This window comes from Acinetobacter sp. WCHAc060006 (assembly GCF_004209135.1).
GTDB classification, from domain to species: domain Bacteria; phylum Pseudomonadota; class Gammaproteobacteria; order Pseudomonadales; family Moraxellaceae; genus Acinetobacter; species Acinetobacter cumulans.
The window spans coordinates 1-19,722 of sequence record NZ_SGSS01000041.1; the positions used below are offsets into that span (position 1 = coordinate 1).

Annotated in this window: 16 protein-coding genes and 2 pseudogenes; 7 read left to right on the plus strand and 11 right to left on the minus strand. The window is 35.4% G+C overall.

Annotated features, from left to right (window positions below; all coding sequences use genetic code 11):
- From EXE29_RS15940 to EXE29_RS15955, 4 genes and pseudogenes are all read right to left on the minus strand, one after another.
- A pseudogene (locus tag EXE29_RS15940) lies at positions 1-360 on the minus strand (alkyl hydroperoxide reductase subunit F); the annotation flags it as partial.
- 217 nt (positions 361-577) lie between these two features.
- Positions 578-1,495: a hypothetical protein gene (locus EXE29_RS15945; protein ID WP_120365026.1), complete on the minus strand. Its 918-nt coding sequence runs from the start codon at positions 1,493-1,495 to the stop codon at positions 578-580.
- A 79-nt stretch (positions 1,496-1,574) separates the two neighbouring features.
- On the minus strand, positions 1,575-2,723 hold the full coding sequence (locus tag EXE29_RS15950; protein WP_120365025.1) for a toxic anion resistance protein: 1,149 nt from the start codon (positions 2,721-2,723) through the stop codon (positions 1,575-1,577).
- A gap of 15 nt (positions 2,724-2,738) precedes the next feature.
- The gene (locus EXE29_RS15955) at positions 2,739-3,530 is read right to left on the minus strand and encodes a tellurium resistance protein (protein WP_120365024.1); all 792 of its coding nucleotides are present in this window, start codon (positions 3,528-3,530) and stop codon (positions 2,739-2,741) included.
- A gap of 295 nt (positions 3,531-3,825) precedes the next feature.
- Between EXE29_RS15955 and EXE29_RS15960 the strand changes: the two genes are divergently transcribed.
- Positions 3,826-5,427 carry a hypothetical protein gene (locus tag EXE29_RS15960; RefSeq protein WP_120365023.1) on the plus strand — a complete coding sequence of 534 codons (1,602 nt, stop codon included), beginning with the start codon at positions 3,826-3,828 and terminating at the stop codon, positions 5,425-5,427.
- A gap of 61 nt (positions 5,428-5,488) precedes the next feature.
- Here EXE29_RS15960 and rnk read toward each other — a convergent pair whose 3' ends face one another.
- The 3 genes from rnk to EXE29_RS15975 all read right to left on the minus strand — a co-directional run bounded on the left by rnk (position 5,489) and on the right by EXE29_RS15975 (position 8,725).
- Complete coding sequence (gene rnk / locus EXE29_RS15965) at positions 5,489-5,893, minus strand: nucleoside diphosphate kinase regulator (RefSeq protein WP_106986387.1); 405 nt, start codon at positions 5,891-5,893, stop codon at positions 5,489-5,491.
- A gap of 163 nt (positions 5,894-6,056) precedes the next feature.
- A complete protein-coding gene (gene glyA, locus EXE29_RS15970; protein WP_106986388.1) occupies positions 6,057-7,313 on the minus strand; it encodes a serine hydroxymethyltransferase in 1,257 nt (418 codons plus the stop codon).
- A gap of 155 nt (positions 7,314-7,468) precedes the next feature.
- Positions 7,469-8,725 (minus strand): alpha/beta hydrolase family protein, encoded by a 1,257-nt coding sequence (locus EXE29_RS15975; RefSeq protein WP_106986411.1) that lies wholly within the window; start codon positions 8,723-8,725, stop codon positions 7,469-7,471.
- A gap of 468 nt (positions 8,726-9,193) precedes the next feature.
- On the opposite strand from EXE29_RS15975, the gene EXE29_RS15980 reads away from it, so the two are divergent.
- The 3 genes from EXE29_RS15980 (at position 9,194) to EXE29_RS15990 (ending at position 11,195) form a co-directional block, all read left to right on the plus strand.
- Positions 9,194-9,892, plus strand: coding sequence for an exonuclease domain-containing protein (locus EXE29_RS15980; RefSeq protein WP_120365022.1), 699 nt, complete (start codon positions 9,194-9,196; stop codon positions 9,890-9,892).
- Between the two features lie 99 nt (positions 9,893-9,991).
- Complete coding sequence (locus EXE29_RS15985; RefSeq protein ID WP_120365021.1) at positions 9,992-10,615, plus strand: hypothetical protein; 624 nt, start codon at positions 9,992-9,994, stop codon at positions 10,613-10,615.
- Positions 10,616-10,844: 229 nt separating this feature from the next.
- Complete coding sequence (locus EXE29_RS15990) at positions 10,845-11,195, plus strand: hypothetical protein (protein ID WP_106986390.1); 351 nt, start codon at positions 10,845-10,847, stop codon at positions 11,193-11,195.
- 85 nt (positions 11,196-11,280) lie between these two features.
- Here the strand turns inward: EXE29_RS15990 and EXE29_RS15995 are convergent, their stop codons facing one another.
- Positions 11,281-11,502, minus strand: coding sequence for a hypothetical protein (locus EXE29_RS15995; protein WP_106986391.1), 222 nt, complete (start codon positions 11,500-11,502; stop codon positions 11,281-11,283).
- A gap of 550 nt (positions 11,503-12,052) precedes the next feature.
- Here EXE29_RS15995 and EXE29_RS16000 point away from each other — a divergent pair.
- Positions 12,053-12,589, plus strand: a complete 537-nt coding sequence (locus tag EXE29_RS16000) for a serine O-acetyltransferase (RefSeq protein WP_120365020.1) — start codon at positions 12,053-12,055, stop codon at positions 12,587-12,589.
- A 150-nt stretch (positions 12,590-12,739) separates the two neighbouring features.
- A pseudogene (locus EXE29_RS16005) lies at positions 12,740-13,159 on the plus strand (Fic family protein); the annotation flags it as partial.
- A 237-nt stretch (positions 13,160-13,396) separates the two neighbouring features.
- Here EXE29_RS16005 and EXE29_RS16010 read toward each other — a convergent pair.
- The 3 genes from EXE29_RS16010 to EXE29_RS16020 are packed head-to-tail and all read right to left on the minus strand — an operon-like array spanning position 13,397 to position 18,058.
- A complete protein-coding gene (locus EXE29_RS16010) occupies positions 13,397-14,059 on the minus strand; it encodes a hypothetical protein (protein WP_120365019.1) in 663 nt (220 codons plus the stop codon).
- A complete protein-coding gene (locus tag EXE29_RS16015; protein WP_120365018.1) occupies positions 14,059-15,939 on the minus strand; it encodes a GTPase family protein in 1,881 nt (626 codons plus the stop codon). Before EXE29_RS16015 ends, EXE29_RS16010 begins: the two co-directional genes overlap by 1 nt.
- A complete protein-coding gene (locus EXE29_RS16020; protein WP_120365017.1) occupies positions 15,914-18,058 on the minus strand; it encodes a hypothetical protein in 2,145 nt (714 codons plus the stop codon). The genes EXE29_RS16015 and EXE29_RS16020 overlap by 26 nt, the downstream gene beginning before the upstream one ends.
- Positions 18,059-18,591: 533 nt before the next feature.
- Between EXE29_RS16020 and EXE29_RS16025 the strand changes: the two genes are divergently transcribed.
- The gene (locus tag EXE29_RS16025) at positions 18,592-19,323 is read left to right on the plus strand and encodes a Fic family protein (protein WP_120365016.1); all 732 of its coding nucleotides are present in this window, start codon (positions 18,592-18,594) and stop codon (positions 19,321-19,323) included.
- Positions 19,324-19,722 lie beyond the last annotated feature (399 nt).

Consider the following 19,722-nt stretch of genomic DNA (forward strand, 5'->3'; position numbering starts at 1 on the left):
AAAGTCAGATTTAATGCCTAAGCCTTTAATTGAAGCCAATACTTCATCAGATACTTTTGGTGCATAACCTGAAGTTTGTAGCAATGCCAAGATCAGTGATGTGAATTCATGGCCCATAGGTAAGCCAGCAAAGAATACACGCGGTTCTTCACCTGCTTTTGCAATACCGAAGCTAGGCGCACGTTTGTTTGTACCATCGAAACGAGCAGTCACTAAGTTTGATAATGCAGCAACTTCTTCAACCAATTCTTTGATTTTGTCTGATTTGTCAGAGCCATTTAAAGTGGCAACGATTTCAATTGGACCTTCAAGGCGTTCAAGAAGAGTTTTTAATTGAGCTGAAGTATTTTGATCTAACATTGCTAACGTCTCCAAAGGAGTAAATGTATATTTGATGGGATAAGAATAAGATAAATATAAAAATAGATAAAACAGTTTGTTTTTATAACAATGATCGAAAAATTAGATTTAAATACAAAATAAAAATCTTTTTCAACAACTTAAGGAAAAGGAGACATACCCCGTCTGTCACTAAACGCTCAGATCGACAACACCATAGCCACTGAGCGTGAACAATTTAACTTAAATGTTGCCCAATCCGTTGAATACGGCTTTTTAAATGTGAGGATAAAATAAATAACAGTGCACTCATGGTGAGAAAAAGTACAACAGCAGCCCATAGAACCCAATACACCACACTACTCAGCACATTTGCCTGTGCAACTTGCTTACTCACACTTTGTGCCATAGGCGTGATGGTTTTATCAAACAATTGATTTTGCATACTCCACAATTGCTCTGGCTTAAAGCCATAACTTAAAAATTGTGGATCATGTTGCTCTGCTTTTATCAGCGCTTGTACATAAGGAATAGCCGTTGCGCGGTCGGCTGGCTGATGCAACAAGGCAGTTTGTGCCAATAGATAATTTTTGACAGGCAAAGCGACGTTTGACTCATTCAAATAATGTGATATTTCACTTTCTTGAATATTTTTATCATAACGAACCAGTTGCTGGTATTCACCATAATGCTTTGATTTTAAATCGTATTGCACATAGGTCAGCCCACTCCAAAGCACAATAAATGCAATAAGCCAACCCACAAATTTCAACACAAAAGATTGAAATCTAACATAAAAAAAGCGAATTTTTCTAAGAAAATGGATCACCAAAAATGACCCTATAAAAGCTACAAAGAGCTTAAGAAACAGCCAACCAAACCATGACAATAGATTCACAAAATAATCAGGTTGCTGACTAAAATTCGCTAGCTGGGCATCAATACCACTTGGTAAATGCAGTTGCTCAACCTGCGTTGTTAAACCAAAGAATCCATATACAAAGTCTTGTTGTACAAATAGACCTATCACTGATGCAATAAAAAAGACAGATGAAGTTATACCCAAAAGCATTAAATTTCGTTGTCGTTTTTTCAGCGTCACTAAGCCAGTTTCTATCTGTTGCGGACGTACTGCATATTCATCTAAGGGAGGCATATATTCTCCTAAGTATCTGACAATATTGCCTTCCTAAGCAGTAAAATGGCATGATCCTTATGCCATTTATGGAATGCTCTTAAGAACTCTTCGAGCCATTTGAACTGGTTTCAAGCACCAAATGATTCAAATTATCCTGTAAAGCACGTAAACGGATTGTCGCTTCATCACGTTTTTGCATGCCTTCTTTTTGAATCACAATTACATCATTAACTGTTTTAATGAGGGTATTTTGTACATGTTCAAGAGTTTCAATATCAATAACCGAACGCTGATTGGCTCTGGCCGTATCTACCGAATTTTGATGTAGCAAGTCTGCATTACGTTTTAACAGATCATTGGTCGCATCATCAATCGTATTGGCCAGTTGCACACTATTCTTTTGTTCTTGCAAAGAAATCGCTAGGCTAATTTGGTTTTTCCATGCAGGTAAAGTAATGTTTTTAATCGCATAAAACTTATCAACCAACATCAAATTATTCGACTGAATAATACGAATCATCGGTAAAGTTTGCATGGCTGATTGTTGCAACACTTGCAAATCACTCACGCGTTTTTCCAAATTATTGGCCAAATGGTTTAAATCATATATTTTTTGCGTAGTGTTCTGATCTTGCTCTAACGCAGTTAAGCCGGCAATTTCTTGCTGAATATCTTGTTGCTTTAATTTACCTGCCGCAACATAGACACCCAACTGCTTATATTCGTCTTGTACGCTATTAAACATGCGATCTAAGGTATCTACACGTGCTTTCAAACCGTTCTGCGAACTTTCAATTTCTTTAACCAATGCATCAATTTGCTCTTTGGTGGTATTAAAGTGCTGATCAAAACTTTGCTTCGCACCCTTAAACTTATTTAATAAGCTCCCCAAAAAACCTGAGTTTTTTGATTTATTTAAAATACTACTGGTATTGAGTTGCTGTGCCACTTGCACCACTTGATTCAGCTTTTGACCTGTTGCATCAAGGTCTTTATTTTGTACCAAACTCAAGAGCTCATCGGTATATGTAGATGTTTTGGTCGCAATATTTTTACCATATTCTGCAACTGCATTATGGTTTATCTCTGCCAGCTCTTTATGTGCAGTCATGACTTCCTGAAAATCTGCTGGTTTTAAACCCATCCCTTGTAAATCGAGCTGTTTAAATTTTTCTTCTACCACGGTTACAGCAGTTGTTGGGTTATCTTCATTTACAAGCAATTGGAGGTTTTCTGGATGTGTCATAGCGCACCTTACTGATTATGATTTAGAGGATTTCTCTAATGATTTTCTTAAAGTTTTAATGAGAGCTTCTCGGCTATTATCAAGTTTTTCCAGTGAACTTGTCGAGTTATTCTGCTGGCTTTGTTTCACATGATACTGCCATGCTGGAATCAGCACCTGCTGCGCCTCTTTAAAACGATCCAACAAACTAAAGGATAATTGCTGTGACAAGTGCATTTGCATAATCGCAATATCATTACTGGCCTGCAAGGTTCTTAAGGTTTGAATCTTTTTTGCTAGGCGCTCAGCAAAACTATCCAATGGCTGTTGAGGATGTGCAAAGCTAGGATACTCTTGTGCAAATTCCTCAGCCGCCTGAATATATTTTGCCATTTGCTCACGTAAACCTTGTAACTGACTCAAACGTGATTGCGACTTTTGAATTTCAATTTGTAAATGCTGACTGAGCTGATTAGCATCGCTTAAGGTCTGATCTAGCGTTTTATAATAATCAACCTGATTGGAACCAAACTCTAAATCAATACCTAACCATTTTTGTAAGCCGTTAAATTTACGTTTTTTAAAGTAGTTTTTTGAGTCAGATAATAATTGGATTAATGTTTCAATCTGTTGACTCAATTTTTGTGTCAAATGTGGATCTACACCATTTAAGAGCACTGACTGAGCTTGAATAATTGCATCGGCATAATGATTCAAACGATATTGATCATTTAATATGGGGACCAGCTCGTTACATTTGACCGACAGCGCTTCCTCAGAAGATACGGCTATCTCTGTTAAAGGGACCAACACATCGACTTGAGACATAAATCATTAAACTCAACAAAATCATTTTTATACTAAGGCTTTTAACAGGCTTTTGATGTAGTTTTTTGCAAAACTTCTAACCTTCATTTGACCTATGCTGTTCCACTATTTTGCCCTTCACCCCTACATTTAAGCACACATAATACTGTCTTAATTCAAGCTCAGCATGTGTTTAGATTTTTCGATTATCTATCGACTTAGCATCGATTTAATTTAATAAAAAATATTCCAATCGTGCACCTATTTTAAAAACACTCTTTTATACTCATATTAAAATAACACTAAAAGAATCATCATGATAACAAACCACTTCAACAATCCAGTAGATTCTACTTTATCTGCAACCAAACGCATGCAACACATCCGCAGGCATTTTCAGGATACTCAAAATCAGCATGAATTTTATATTGCAAATGCTTTTAATACGGTCAATTTAGATCAAAGCTTTACTAGCTTTCAGCGTCTTGATCAATTATTTACAGCCTTTAAAAAACAAGTGGGAACATTGGATATTCAACATAATGCTGAAGCTAGCCAGTTAAACAGCCTTATGTTACTGGCCAGCCATTTGGGTCAATTTTTAGCTGAGCGCACTGCAAGCACAGAGCAATGGTTCAGTCGTGAAAAACTCAATCAAAATCTTCCTCAAAGCGATGTATCTTTACCTAAATCATATTTATACGACTTTGCATTGGTTTTATCTCATAAAATTGTGTTTCCACTTCTTGTGATACATCAGTATTTTAAACAAGATGACATTGCGCTCAGTTTGAGTCAGCATGTTGAAATAGAATTACTTAATCACACCATCATCAGTGGTGAAAGTCGGCTAAAAATTGCCGAAGAAATGCATGCGCTACAAAAGATGTATCAAAACCAATATCCTCTACCCAATGGAAGCCCTTATTTAAAACTAGTAGAAATATCACAACTCGACTATTCCCTTAAAAGCCTTGAACGCTTAGATGATTTAATGCGTGAAATGCGTCAAAACTATATTATTTCTGCAGAAAAATTTTTAACTGAAGAAAGCAATTATTACTTCATTTTATATTTAAGTGGTTATTTAGGCCGAGTTATTGCTCAACATGCAGGAACGTCTTTACGCTGGCTCAATCCAGCACAAGCAAGCCAACTCATAGGACAAGAGATTCAAGCTCAATTACCTACTGCACGTATTGCTCATATTCATAATCGCATATTTTTTACCACGGGCCATATTTGTGATTTTCTTTTTGCACCGATGATTCAAACCAGTTCAACACAATATGCACAACAGATTATTAACGAGATTTTAAACATACGTAACCCCATGTACCTCGCCCAGCCATCTACTGAAATTGCATATAAAAACTCGCCTTATCATGATGCTTTATACCAAGCTGGGGAATTAATCGCTTACGTTTTTCAATTTATTCATGGTGTTATGCCAAGAACAAACCCTGATGACAACATGACGCCAACCAGTTTTCCGCCAGGTTATACATTTATTAAGCACATGGATGGCCCAGATCAAGGCTTAAAACAATTGGAACAGAATCCTCAAAATTACCCATTTAATGTACTTGCCTATGAAATGTATGCATGTTTACCTCATATTCGTACAGATGCTTTTGCTATCCACATACGCCAATACGGCGCACATGCAATGAACTTACAATTGGTGATTCCTTATTTTTCTGTATTTGATTATCGTGGCTTTTCTATTATCCAGCCTTATTTAAATGCCTGCGACGCCATTACTGACAGTGCAATGCCAAATATTTTATCTGCAATGCAAGCCTTATTTGATGGTATAGAGGGCTTTGAAGCACCCCTCCCTACAGAACGAAAAGTTTGGGCCAAGTATTATCAACCACAATTACACCCATATCCGCAAGGTTTTGCTCAAAACTAAATAAAAAAACTCCAGATCATAAATCTGGAGTTTTAGTTTTCACCTAGGCCATACAAGCAGCTTATAAATAGTTGCCTTCCCGTTCTGGCTGGTATAGCACCTTTTCAATTTTTACTTTCATAATGTGACCGTCTGGTTGTGGCCACTCTATTTCTTGACCTTCCGCTAAACCTAAAATTGCAGCGCCAATGGGAGCAATGACATTCACCTGCCCTTTTTCAGCTTTAAAGTCATGTGGATATACCAATGTTATTTCGGTTGCTTCTATTGATGGTGCTATCGTAATTAAAACTTTTGCATTCATGCTAACCACATTAGGTGGTACATCCTGTGGTGCAACTACATCTGCACGTGCTAATTCATCTTCAAGATGTTTCATTGTCAATGTTAGTTCAGACTGATGCTCTAACATTGTTTCTAAACGATGTAGATCTTGTTCAGAAAGAATAATATTAGGTTTATTCATCTATGAAGTTCCTTCAGTTTTATTAGACCACGCCAAGGCAGTGGTCTTCATGTTCTTGTTATCACTCATTCATTTATAACAGAAATATAAAGGTTTAGATAACATTCGAGTTTTTTCATGCCATAAAAAAAGCCCCCTTGAGGGGGCTTTTCTCAAGTATGACTTATTTCGCGTAAACAGGGAATTTAGCGCAAACTGCAGCCACTTTTTCTTTCACTGCAGCAATTACCGCTTCATCACCTTTGCTATCTAAGATGTCAGCAATCCAACCAGCAAGCTCACGTACTTCAGCTTCGCCGAAACCACGAGTTGTTACAGCTGGTGTACCAATACGGATACCAGAAGTTACGAATGGAGAACGTGGGTCGTTTGGTACAGAGTTTTTGTTCACAGTAATGTGAGCAGCACCTAACCAAGCATCCGCTTCTTTACCTGTAATATCGCCTTGTTTGATTAAAGACAATAAGAACAAGTGGTTTTCAGTACCACCAGAAACAACATCGTAACCGCGAGCGATCAACACTTCAGCCATTGCTTTCGCGTTTTTAACCACTTGTTGTTGGTAAGTTTTGTATTCAGGCGCCATTGCTTCTTTAAAGCAGATCGCTTTAGCCGCTACAGCGTGAACCAATGGACCACCTTGGTTGCCTGGGAATACAGCTGATTGTAATTTTTTCTCAATTTCTTCGTTTGCTTTCGCAAGGATTAAGCCAGAACGTGGGCCACGAAGTGTTTTGTGCGTAGTCGTAGTCGTTACGTCAGCAATTTGTACTGGGCTTGGGTAAACACCAGCAGCAACAAGACCAGCAACGTGAGCCATATCTACAAATAGGTAAGCGCCAACTTTGTCCGCGATGTCACGGAAACGCTGCCAGTCAACAATTTGGCTGTATGCAGAGAAACCAGCAACGATCATTTTTGGTTTGTGTTCTTCAGCTAGACGTTCAACTTCTTCATAGTCGATTTCGCCAGTTTCAGGGTTTAAACCGTATTGAATTGCATTGTATGTTTTGCCAGAGAAGCTAACTTTTGCACCGTGAGTCAAGTGACCACCGTGAGCCAAGCTCATACCCAATACTGTATCGCCTGGGTTAAGAAGTGCTAAGTAAACAGCAGAGTTTGCTTGTGAACCAGCATGTGGCTGAACGTTTGCATAGTCAGCGCCGAAAAGTTCTTTAGCACGATCAATCGCTAACTGTTCAATCACGTCTACATATTCACAACCGCCATAGTAGCGTTTGCCTGGGTAGCCTTCAGCATATTTGTTTGTAAGTTTTGAACCTTGTGCTTCCATTACAGCTGGTGAGCAATAGTTTTCAGAAGCGATCAGCTCAATGTGAGCTTCTTGGCGCGCATCTTCGTTCGTGATGGCTTGAGCTAATTCTGGGTCAAATTGAGCAATTGAAGTATTGGCAAACATTAGCGAGGTCCTATGAAATGTAGGGCTTTTAAGCCGTGCTAAGATTGGCGCGTATTGTAGCATGAAGTTTTATAAAGTAGAGAATGAACTTCGTACTGTTTGCAATAAAAAATGCTCATCTTTATTCTAAAAATGAGCATTTCAGTTAAATTAACTTATTGAATTGGCATTAGAGATTGCACATCTTTCACAATATTACCCAAATTTAAAGAATAGGCTGTAATGTGATCCCACTTACTTGTCTCTGGAAGAGCATCATCCGTTTTATAACTAATCGTTGTACCTGCAGGTGCTGACTTCACCAAAGTGTCCGTCACTTGGCGTGGTACAGTTGGATCCAGTGTTCCTTGGTAAATAATAATCGGGGTTTTAATAACGGTTTTGAGTGGCTGTGAACCATTGACCAAAAAGTCCTTTACTTCAGGAACATTCGTCATGAAATCTGTCTGTGTTCGTGGGTAATTTGTCAGATTCATATTGAGTTGAAAATATTGCCCCATTGCCCCACCTAAAGCATCCCCCAATTTATCAGAGCATAGTGATTCTGCTTTTGCAGCAATTAAATCTGTGGGTGATTTAAAGACTTGGTTATATTGCAAATTCGGATACTGATTTTTTAGCCCTGCTGTAATCAAAGATGTAAAAGTATCTAAAGAAGCGAGCGTTTTAATTATTTCTGTTGGATCTGTCATATTTTTAGTAGAACCTTCCCCTAAGGTTAGTACAGAACCAAGGAACGATGCTGGTGCCACAGCAATTGCCCCTTTATAATTGAGTTGTGCACGTGATGCATATTGTGCTGCACCTAAGGCCGCTTGCCCTCCTTGGGAATGTCCAACGACCAGCCATCTATTTTCTGTGGTATTGCCCAGATAATTACGCGCAGCAACCACCGCATCTGTAATTGAAAATGCTTCACTTTTTAAATTTAAAAATGGATGCGGTTCACGGCCACTCGGCTCACCAAGTCCTTCATAATCAGGCGCAACCACTGCATAACCTGCAGCCAAAAGACCTTGTATTAAATATTCATTGCCTTTTAAGCCCTGTTGACTCGGTGCACACATATCTGCCACACCCGTAGTTCCATGTGCCCAAGCAACAATCGGCCATCCCCCTGCAGGTTTAACTGTCTTTGGCGTGAAAACTAGAGCTGTTGCTTGCGTCTCTTTTCCATTTACACCTAACATTTTATACGTCATCAATAACTTGTCTGAACTAACAGACGCTAAAAGATTATCTGCTGTTTGACTAGCATCGGTATATCCTGTTGTTTTAACCACTGGAGCTACAATATTATTCTTAGGGACTCCATCATCAATGACATAAGTGGACTCACCACCATCACCGCCACCACATGCCGTTAATAAAATAGAACTGCCGATTAACACAGCTAAAACATGTTTTTTCATTTTGAGCCCTTCCTTGTTGTTGTTTTCATCTTCTGATTTTATATATACCCTGTCAGTGCTCACCAACACAAGAGTATTTAAGATCAATGACAGCTTGGCTGTTATAGATCCACGCGCCTTATCAAAATCATCAAAATAATCTGCTCGCATTTAAAATGCTCATTGATCAGATGAGCTGATAAAATCATGTTTGACTAAAGATCTGAATAAATTCCATTCCAGAGCCATCTTTACCGCGCTGATCACTAGCACCTATATGTTGTATTTAGCATCACATTTTTCTAATTTTTTTGTTCGATCTTCTTTTAATTCAATGTACTCAGCTACATTATGCTCAAAAATGCGCAGAGATTGAGTTATATTTTCAGCAAATACTGGGCAATATCAGGTCATTCAGTGCAGTTTGGTTTGTCAGTATTCTCTGCAAATGATAGATTGAGCATATTCATTTTGCTTTTGGATTTGGGCATGCAAGCCATTATTCTTGATACAGAAACACATACATTAAATGGTCAGCCCATTGAAATTGCATACGCTCCAATTGAAATCCAAAATGGCAAACTCAGCTTAGACAAAACAAAAGTTTTTGATCAACTCTATTCAGTTGATGAGCCAATTTCATTTGCGGCAATGGCTGTGCATCATATTTTAGAATCAGACTTGGTTGGTATGCCTCATTACAGTAGTTTTCAGCTACCGAAAGAAACCAACTATATTATTGGCCATAACATTGATTATGATCTTCGCGCTTTAGAAAAGTGTGGTGTAGATACTTCAAATCTTAAAGCCATTTGTACACTTGCCCTAGCACGTCGTGTGTGGCCAGATGCAGAAGCACATAATATTTCTGCACTCATTTATATGATTAGTAAAGGTAGTGAAAAAGCACGTGAAATGATTCGCAAAGCACACCGTGCGGATATGGATATTATTTTAACAGCAAATATTTTGATGCATATTGTGCACCAACTCAAAATTAATGATTTGGAATCGCTTTATACCCTTTCAGAAGATGCCCGCATTCCACGTAGTATTAATTTTGGTAAACACCGAGGTACTGCAATTTCCGAACTTCCAGCAGACTATGTACAGTGGCTCATGCGTCAAGAGGATTTAGATCCGTACTTACGTAAAGCTTTGGAAAATTCCTCAGTAAGCACACTATAAAATTGTTAAAAATCAAATAACCATTCATCAAACTGTCATTTTAGTGTAATTTTCACACAATAGGATATGCCTTAATTTATTGGGGGAATAAATTAAGGTATGTCTCGTTTTTATAAAACCGAACTTGGTTTTCGCACCATCAAATTACGTGATTTAGCATTAAATGCCAAACAACGTCGACTCTTGCTACTTATTGGATCAGATGACTTCAATGCAATGAATCCATCAATGCAAAATCGAATTGCCACGCCTGAATTAATCCAACAACTATTAGAATTAGGTCTAATACATACTAAAGGGTCATTACACACCGCGACAGATACGCCACCGACAATTCAAAATACATCAACTGAAACACCAATACCAACTTCAGAGCTTCCAAGCCAACTGCATGAACCAGTCATATATAATGATCAAACTTGTGTAATAACGGACAATATGCCACTGAGTCAATCTAACTCAAATGACAGTAATCTGGCACGTATGCATGCTTCAAGCTTAAATGAACTAAAAGAGTTTATGACTCAACAGCTTCAACAATACTGCGGACTGATGGCGAAACGATTAATTGAAAAAATTCACAATACACAACATCCCAATGAATTAAAAACGTGCCAAATGCAGTGGATGACGCATTTACAAGAATCACGCATTCAGCCTGCACAGCTCAATATGGCCTTAAAATATGTGAATTCCAGTATGTATACCTTAGCTTCGAATTGAGCCAATCAATTTAACTTTAGCACTTCACTGTTAGAGCTTTTATATTATTTCTTATTTATAAAAGCTCTCATTTTTGATACTTGTGACTGCTGAAAACTTTTAATTTGGCTAAAATAGGATTAATTCTATTCAAATAAGCGAAAGTGGAATTTCATGCTACGACTTAATGCTAATGGGGTTTTATTTAAATATTTGGCATAGATAGCATAGTTTTTTAAGAGCATGACGCATGGCCGTTTTATTTGAGTTTGACCCTTTTGACCATCCGACTCAATTGAGTAAAATTGGTAATTGGGTGATTACCTTTTTAAGCCCTGCTGATGAACAGCAAGACATTCAACTGGCTATTACGTATGTTTTGCCACGACAAGCCAATGATCAATTACAGGCACGTCGTATTATTATCAATAGCACGGCCAATGAACAACGCTGGCTTATTGAAAAAATTGAATGCTTTGACAGTGCTCAAAATACTGAACTTGATTTGTTACCAACAACGCCTGAAGCACAACAAGTCTTAGATACAGTTATTCAAGAATTTGCACGTTATGATGTCCAACTACAGCTCATCAATGAATAAACCAAACTGGCAACACCTATAAACATTAAAAAGCTCCCTACATAGGGAGCTTTTTAATGTTTATTCCACTGATGATTGAATCAATTTAGGCTTCAATCACTTTATAAATACTGGATGAGTTTTGGCTTTCATACAAAAATTCAATGCTGGGTTGAATCATTTCACCATTCACAAAAATATGATCAATATGTTGAAATACAGGTGTGCCAGCCTCAGCTTGCTCCATTAGACGCGTACTCAAAACTGCTTTTGCATCAAGAATTTGGCTATATTGATCTTTCACTTTAATATCAATCATTTTTATCATTTCCCTACTTCCTTCTTCAATTATTAACGTCGTCTAGCTATTTAGGTGTTATATCACATGACAAAAAATCAACCACAAAGAAAATGTTAAATTTCATGGCAATGTAACTTTTCTTAATTTTAAAAATAATATATCAATGACATAGTTTGAATAAATTAATATTGTATGACAATTCTTATATAAATCTGACCCATCAGTTTTCACTTTATATACATTCATATATTAAAAAAGCCCGCACATTGGCGGGCTTTATGTTGGAAGGCTAGTGCTGATTGTATTGTTTGAACTAGCAAACTCAAAACGAGCTGTCATTGATCCGTCCAACTACTTTGTAGCGTCTACTTTATGTTTCGACCTACTGTAAAATCAATATATGCCTGTAACAGATTGCCCGCAAGTAGCTGTGACACTTCCATACATTTGTACAAATAAACAGCAATTGTTTTATTTTCATTTTAAGAGAACAATTGCTTGCTTATTTTTAACTATAATCAATTTGCAAACTGTATATTGACAGCCCTATCTTTAATATTGTGTAGTGAATTTAAACATGTTATCCAAACTTATTTTAAGTGACCTCTATCGCTACTGTGGTAACACCAGTTGGAAGTCGTTTATTAAAAATTATTTGTTTAACCGTGGTTTTAATTTTAGTGTTTGGTTACGTCTTGCCAGTCCTCAATCGCCTTGGCGCAAAGTGACCTACCCTATTTTTTATTATAAAAAGAAGAAATACAGTATAGATATCCACTGTACGACTCAAATTGGCTATGGGCTGTATATCGGACACGGCGGCCCGCTGGTCGTCAACCCGACAACAATTATTGGTAACAATGTCAATCTTTCTCAATTTACGACTATTGGCGCCAATGGTGGCAAACAAGCAGCAATCATTGGAAACAATGTATATATTGGTCCCAATGTCTGCATCATCGATGATGTCCGTATTGGCAATAACGCAACCATTGGCGCAGGCAGTGTCGTCACTAAAGATATTCCTGAAAATGCGACAGCCGTGGGTAACTATGCCAAAGTCATTCATTATAATAATGCTGGAACATCTGTAAATCGGCGCTGGGATATTTAGAAATAAAAAAATAGCCAATATTGGCTCTTTTTTAAATTTGGTGCGCTCAGCGCGCACCGTAAACACAGTTTAAATAATTGTTTATTATGTAGATTTATAACTACCCTACATCATTGTACCGCAAAAAATACCGCGAAAACTCAGCATTTTAAAAATATTGATGATGGCAATGTAGGACGATATCGCCAACAAAACGTATTAATTTCAGGTGCTACGACTACCCCTCCCGACTATACATTATTGAATGATAAGATGGCTCAGCTTGTCGATTGGTACAACTCCGAAGCACATAAGTTACACCCCATTGAACATGTAGCTAAAGTACATGCTGATTTTGTTGGAATTCATCCATTCATTGATGGAAATGGACGCACATCACGTCTTTTGATGAATCTTGAATTGCTCAAAGCTGGATATCCACCTTGCGTTATTACAGTCGAAAATCGTTTGGCTTACTATGAGAATCTTGATCAGTGGATCGCTTACAGAAAAACCGAAGCCTTTATCCAGTTAGTCTCCAATGCAGTTATCGAGGGTTTTAAGCCATATCAAGTGGTTCTAGGCCTTTGAACTCCTTGCACTCAATATTTTAGACCAGAAGAAGACTCCTTGTACGGTGTATCACAATTTATTGTTCAATCAAACATTCTCTCCAAAATTAACTCAATAAATGATAGTAAATCTGAATGATTTGTACTAGTTTGCAATGTACAGTAATAAGCTCTTTGGTTTTGGTACATCAGATTTTCAACAAGAATATTCGAATTGTATCTAATATGCTTTAAAAATTTAAATAAGCGTATTCAATTAACTTTGAAAGTTAATATAATTCAATATAGCAATAAGAACTAAATTAACAATACTTACGATGATTAATCCAATCTGTAATTTACTATTTTCTTGACGTTGGGTATCGAATTGTAAAGAAAGCTTTTTCAACTCATCAGAACTTTCATTTAATTGCTTTTTCATTAATTCAAATTTATTTGTAGTATTTCCAGATTGGTCTCTTAAAAAAATTTCTATATCATCAAATTTAGTATCAATATGCAATAAGCTTTTATGTAATTCATTTTTCATATTTTCCAATTTTTTATCATAATCTTCTTTATAATCTTTTGCTAATTGCGTCGTTTTCTGCTCTGATACTTTCAGAATATTTTCAATATGATTAACTCTTTCACTTACACTACGTACTATTGATTTACTGTGATCTTCAATTGATTCTTTAACAGCTTCAAAACTATCAACACTCTCCTCAATTAATGTTTTTAATTCTTTTTTTGTATTATTACTTATAGAAATATTTTCTTTTATTTTTTCCTTAGCATTCTCAACATTCCATTTTAAATCATCAATATGTTTTTCAAAATTATCATTTAATGGCGTATTAATAATATTATTTACAAGATTTTTTAGATCATCCATTGAGGTATCATTCACATTTAGAATTTCAGTTTCATTTAACATTAGTATTTTACCTCAGAAAATTTAGGATATTGTTGTTCCAAAACCATGCCATACCACAGCCTATGGAATTTTTTAACTATATTTTTTTCATCAATAAAATCTCTCTTTGACTGCTTACATGCATCTTCGAATGAGCGTTTCATCAGATCTTGAAAACTTTCTGCATGTTTTTTCGCATCTATCATACTTACAATAAATTTTTCATGTTTATCATTCAGAACTCTTAATGCATTTTCAATCTCTCTCACTTTCTGTTCTATCTCATCTTTCGAAAACTCAAATGATCTAATTTCATCTCTAATCTTTTGAAATTCCTTCTTCTTTTGTATTAATTTTTGTTTGCAATATTGTTTAATTTGTTTATCAGCATCTTTAGCAAAGTTAGCAATTTCCTGCTCTATTGCATGATGTAAAATATCGAAATCTTTGTTGAAACTCACATCAGACCAGTAGTCATCAAACCAATAGTCACTTAACATTTTATAACAAGATGCCAAGTTGGCTGTATCTAATGATGGTGGCTGTCCAAGATAGAACTCCTCCGATTTTAAAATTGAATTAGTTTTTGCTGCTATCCAACTCTGGCTCAATAGTATCGTCGTCTTTTTGAGCCAAGTCTTTAATGCAGGTACAGTATGTGCATCAGGTTTCTGTGAATTAGAAAATTTTGAAAACTGCTTAATCATATCTGTAATAAATGATTTCTTCTCTATCTCCAATAAATTATCAATTTCACCCTGATTTTTTTGTTTCTTATACTCAAAATCAGCACAAATATTTTTCAAACATTCTCTATCTGCTTTATATTTTTCCAGTTCTTCATTCAGTTTTTTGCATTGCTGCTCATAGTTATTTTGTTCATTATTAATTTTTTCTTTAACCAAATTTTGAACATTAAAACCATTCATGAAACGAGCATAAGGATTTGCAGCCTTATGTAAACTATCATAAAGTGCAACAAATGAATCATGATTAACTTTTTGGATTAAATCAAAATAACTAGGATGCTTGCTTTCTATGTTCACCAATGAGCGTCCAAATTCCAATGGAAATATTATTTCTTTATATTCATTCGAATTGATAAAATCATGGGTACATAGTTGCTCAGTAATCCTTTGCTTAAAACTGTATAAGTCAAAACACTCTTTATTGGCCTTTACATAATCTAAAACTGTTACTGGTGAAAAAGAATATGTTAAAACAACCCTAAACCGATTTAACTGTGATGTCCAAGATTTAAATTCATTTAATACTAATCTCTCAGGATGTAGGAAAGATAAATCATCAAGTCGCCCAACCAAAAGTACAATATCAGCTGTTGTTGCATATATTCTAGCAATTTCTTCTACATGCTTTTGTTCATTTTCATCTCTTGCTTGAATTCCTGGTAAATCCAAAATACGAATATCTAATGGTTTCTGATCGGCATCAAGATAAAAATATTTATTAGGGATATGAACATCAATAATCTCTTTTTTCCATGACTTACCCTGTTCTACTGCTTCTCGTAGTTTTCCAAAATATTCATCGACTGTATTTACATCAATAGACTTATTTTGACTATCTCGAAAATGCCACTGATCATCCACAGATTTACGATAACGAATAGGCATAACAGTTGACGATTTTCCAATTTCCCGACCACCACGTAATGGTTTAGAGACTTCACCTATACAATCATCCTTAATCCTAAGCAATTTTAGGATTAAGGTTGTCTTTCCTACTTGTGTCGAACCATAAACAACTATAGTAATTTGATCAGAGCGTGTTAAATCAGCTTCTAAGTCTGGATCAACCTGATCAAGGAAATCCTGATATGCTTTTGTTGCCCATTGATCGCGTTGGCTATAAAGCTCAAGCCAATCTCGATTGTTTTCCACTTAATAACCTTTGTAAATTTTCTTGAGAATCTTTTACTGTATTTAGACAACGATATATTGTATCTTTTTTAAGCAAATCTTTATTCAATCCATATGCCTTATCTAGATTATTACGTATTACTTCACGAATATTTTCCATTACATCATCATAATATTCCAATGATGTTTGCACATTTGCATCACCATAATGTCCTAATACGGCCGAAATATATTCCTTCTGACTATTGTGATAGTTCTCTGTTTCCTTTCCTATTTGATAGGCCAGATAACCCGTAATAATAACGCCTGCCGCTACCATAGATACTGTTCCACCAATACCAACTGCTCCTGTAGTAGCAGTACTATTTCCAGATAACACCGAGATTAATGCAGGAATCGTATCAATTTTTGCATCTGCAACAATATCTACAGCAAGAATAGTGGCCATTGTTCTTATTATAGGGATAAATGACTCTTTGAATTTCGGTAGTCCTTCACTAGTAGATTTTGCAATATTCTCAATTAACTGAGACTCACTCATACCTTTTTCAATATTTATGCTGGGTGTTGCGATTGTAGCAATTTGCATTATACGTGCATATTCCATGACAATGGCTGGTACTAATGCTATTGCTTTTGGAAAATCAGAGTTTTCATCAAATTTTATATTACCTTTTTCTTTTACTAAATCAGGACGAAATAATAAATTGAGTCCATCTTTTACCTCAGGTTTATCAAGCAAAGTAATCTTATCATGAGATGTTTCTCCCAATATCTCTTGTGTATTAATTACCATGTTGCTATTTCGTTCATAATTTATAGCAAGATCTAACTTCAATTGTTCTTTAGATAGATATGACAAGGCTAATAAATTACTTTCGATGATTGTTCTTGGCTGACTATCGTCTGAATTATGATTATCTAACCAAAACTGTCTAATCCGTTCTTTATGACGACCACTATCACTATTTTGTATCAATGTATTGGTTGTATTTTTTAGCCAATTCCCGAAGCCCTCTTCATTATTTTTATAGGATTTTTCAGCACTTTGTATGGCTGCATTTACATAACTTTGAGTTTGAGTAACAAGTTTTCTACTATAGCTTTTTTTAAATTTTGCTTTAGCCTCATCAAATTTTGATAAGATTTCTTCTACATTTTTATCTTTTCCAACTGCAGATTTCAATCCCATAGAAAGTAAATCATCTTCAATTTGATCAATAATGAAATCTATCTCATTAGATAAAATTTCATCTAACTCACTATATTTTGCATTTTCTGACTCTCTAGAACTAAGTGTATTATTATAAACTGCAAAAATTAATGCTTGTTCCCACCTATTCTTATATTCATCATCAGATGCACCTGTTAACACAATATTAGCTAACTGCTGTTCTGAAAACTGAAAAACTTCAGCTGCTGTTGCTTTCAACTCTTGACGTTGTTCATCAGTTAAATTTTCTGTTTTAGTTACAGCAATGATTGGATGACGATATTCTAAATACTTACTACGTAAATCATTTAATATTTTTCTTGAGCTATTTGCTGCAAGGCGTGTTTCATCCGTAACTAAAATACACCCTAATGCATGAATTAAAGTATGGCGCATCAATTCTTGCCATTTTTCATTTACACGCGTTTCTAACTCATAACCTGGCAATAATACAAAACCAAACTCTTCTCCTTTAAAATGCTTTATAGGGACATATAACTTGACTAGTAGTATTGTGTTGTCAGACTTATAATTTCTCAATATTTCCTGCAATTCATCTGATTTAATTTTTACTTCTTGTTCTATCCCTTTTTCTTCATCTAACTCAACTTTAACAGCATAAGGTTCTGTACAATTTTTCTTTTCAAGAATAAAGAGTGGTAATTGTTCACTTCGTCCTTCATTTTCCAATAACCATTTAGCATCTAAGTTATAAATTTCACGAATCAATCGTGATTTTCCAGCACTTTGAGTTCCTGCTACAGCAATATATTTCGTATTAGCCAACTCTCTTGTAATTCGTAGCTTACGATTAATTGTTAAAATTTGATTTTTTAATTTATTATAATTAGGTACCCCCGACAGACTAAACAATAGATTAACTAATGCTCTTTCCAATCTATTAATGGTATCTGTTTCTCTAATCATATACTATTTTCCAACCCCGCATTTAATTATTTAGTCAGACTTAAATTCTTACAGCAATGTCTCTATTATTTTCTAATACACTTAAATCTAAAAATAAAAAGATAACTTATTTTTTATTATATCATGAGCTAAAACAAATATTTAATAAATTAAGCAACAAATACATCAAAAAACTAAGCTCCAATCTTTATGAAATGTAGACCTAATGTCGTAGCATATCTTCAGCTAAGATCTCCAATTCATTCTTGACGAATAATTCCGAGATGGCGTCAATTGAACTCAAATCCTAAACTATTGATTTAGTGAATTATAAAGTCAATAGCATTTTACCTATACCCATTTTTTACCCAAATTAGATTTAGTGCATTGAATCACAAAAATAATCTTGTTCAAATCCAACTAAAGGATTTGAAATGGTGTACTCATTATACCATCTTTTTTATAGCTCAACCAAAATATTATAATATAACATTACATTTTTAATATTTATTTTTTGATGTATTATTCAGAAAGACACATTCAGGGTTAATGTTATGTTTGAAATTATTGATGATTTAAAGAAAAAATTAGATCAATATCGCCCTTTATCTCCTGCAATTGTAAAAAATTTACAAGAAGATCTTATTGTCCGCTGGACCTATCATTCAAATGCCATAGAAGGTAATACTCTTACACTATTGGAAACCAAAGTAGTTCTTGAAGGTATTACTGTAGGTGGAAAAGCGTTAAGAGAACATTTCGAAGCGATAAACCATAGAAATGCGATTTACTACGTCGAAGACATTATTCGTAAGAAAGAACCATTTTCAGAATGGCAAATTCGCAATATTCATCAACTTATTTTAAAAAATATTGATGATGAGAATGCTGGGCGTTATCGTCAGCAAAATGTATTGATTTCTGGTGCTACTACTACCCCTCCTGACTATACTTTATTAAATGACAAGATGGCTCAGCTAATCGATTGGTATAACCTTGAAGCATATAAACTTCACCCGATTGAACGTGTAGCCAAAGTACATGCGGATTTTGTGGGTATCCATCCATTCATTGATGGCAATGGTCGCACATCACGTCTTTTGATGAATCTGGAACTGCTTAAAGCAGGCTATCCACCCTGTGTGATTACTGTAGAAAATCGTTTAGCTTACTATGAAGCATTGGATCAATGGATGGCTTCTGGAAAGACTGAAGCATTTATTCGGTTAGTTTCAGAGGCGGTACAAGACGGATTTAAACCGTATCAAGTTGTTTTAGGAATATAGAACTATACTAACTTACATTTTTCTTCATTTATCTTTGCTTAAGACATTTTTGTTTATTCGGCCGGGATAGTGTGCGCACAGCAAAAAAATTAAACCTTTGTTTATTAAAACATTTACAACCAACCAACTTCATTGTACCGCGAAAAGTTAGCAGGCTAAAAAATATTAATGGCAATGTATCTACATTACAGCTGTTAATGAACCTCAAGCTGCTGAATTCTGAATATCCACCTTGTATCATCAGTGTTGATAATCGATTGGCTTACTATAAAAGCTTTAGATTATGGATGGCTTGTGGAAAACGAAGCTTTTGCATATTTTTATAAAAAATTCTAACCTCAATAAAATTATTCTTAATAACATTTCACATAAAATTCACTATTAAATACCTATACTTGA

Coding starts and splice junctions, on each gene's coding strand:
- EXE29_RS16025 (WP_120365016.1), top strand. CDS start 18,592: ATGTTTGAAATTATTGATGATTTAAAGAAAAAATTAGATCAATATCGC.
- EXE29_RS15945 (WP_120365026.1), bottom strand. CDS start 1,495: ATGCCTCCCTTAGATGAATATGCAGTACGTCCGCAACAGATAGAAACT.
- EXE29_RS15985 (WP_120365021.1), top strand. CDS start 9,992: ATGTCTCGTTTTTATAAAACCGAACTTGGTTTTCGCACCATCAAATTA.
- EXE29_RS15950 (WP_120365025.1), bottom strand. CDS start 2,723: ATGACACATCCAGAAAACCTCCAATTGCTTGTAAATGAAGATAACCCA.
- glyA (WP_106986388.1), bottom strand. CDS start 7,313: ATGTTTGCCAATACTTCAATTGCTCAATTTGACCCAGAATTAGCTCAA.
- EXE29_RS15980 (WP_120365022.1), top strand. CDS start 9,194: ATGCAAGCCATTATTCTTGATACAGAAACACATACATTAAATGGTCAG.
- EXE29_RS16020 (WP_120365017.1), bottom strand. CDS start 18,058: ATGATTAGAGAAACAGATACCATTAATAGATTGGAAAGAGCATTAGTT.
- EXE29_RS15955 (WP_120365024.1), bottom strand. CDS start 3,530: ATGTCTCAAGTCGATGTGTTGGTCCCTTTAACAGAGATAGCCGTATCT.
- EXE29_RS15960 (WP_120365023.1), top strand. CDS start 3,826: ATGATAACAAACCACTTCAACAATCCAGTAGATTCTACTTTATCTGCA.
- EXE29_RS16010 (WP_120365019.1), bottom strand. CDS start 14,059: ATGTTAAATGAAACTGAAATTCTAAATGTGAATGATACCTCAATGGAT.
- rnk (WP_106986387.1), bottom strand. CDS start 5,893: ATGAATAAACCTAATATTATTCTTTCTGAACAAGATCTACATCGTTTA.
- EXE29_RS15995 (WP_106986391.1), bottom strand. CDS start 11,502: ATGATAAAAATGATTGATATTAAAGTGAAAGATCAATATAGCCAAATT.
- EXE29_RS15975 (WP_106986411.1), bottom strand. CDS start 8,725: ATGAAAAAACATGTTTTAGCTGTGTTAATCGGCAGTTCTATTTTATTA.
- EXE29_RS16000 (WP_120365020.1), top strand. CDS start 12,053: ATGTTATCCAAACTTATTTTAAGTGACCTCTATCGCTACTGTGGTAAC.
- EXE29_RS15990 (WP_106986390.1), top strand. CDS start 10,845: ATGGCCGTTTTATTTGAGTTTGACCCTTTTGACCATCCGACTCAATTG.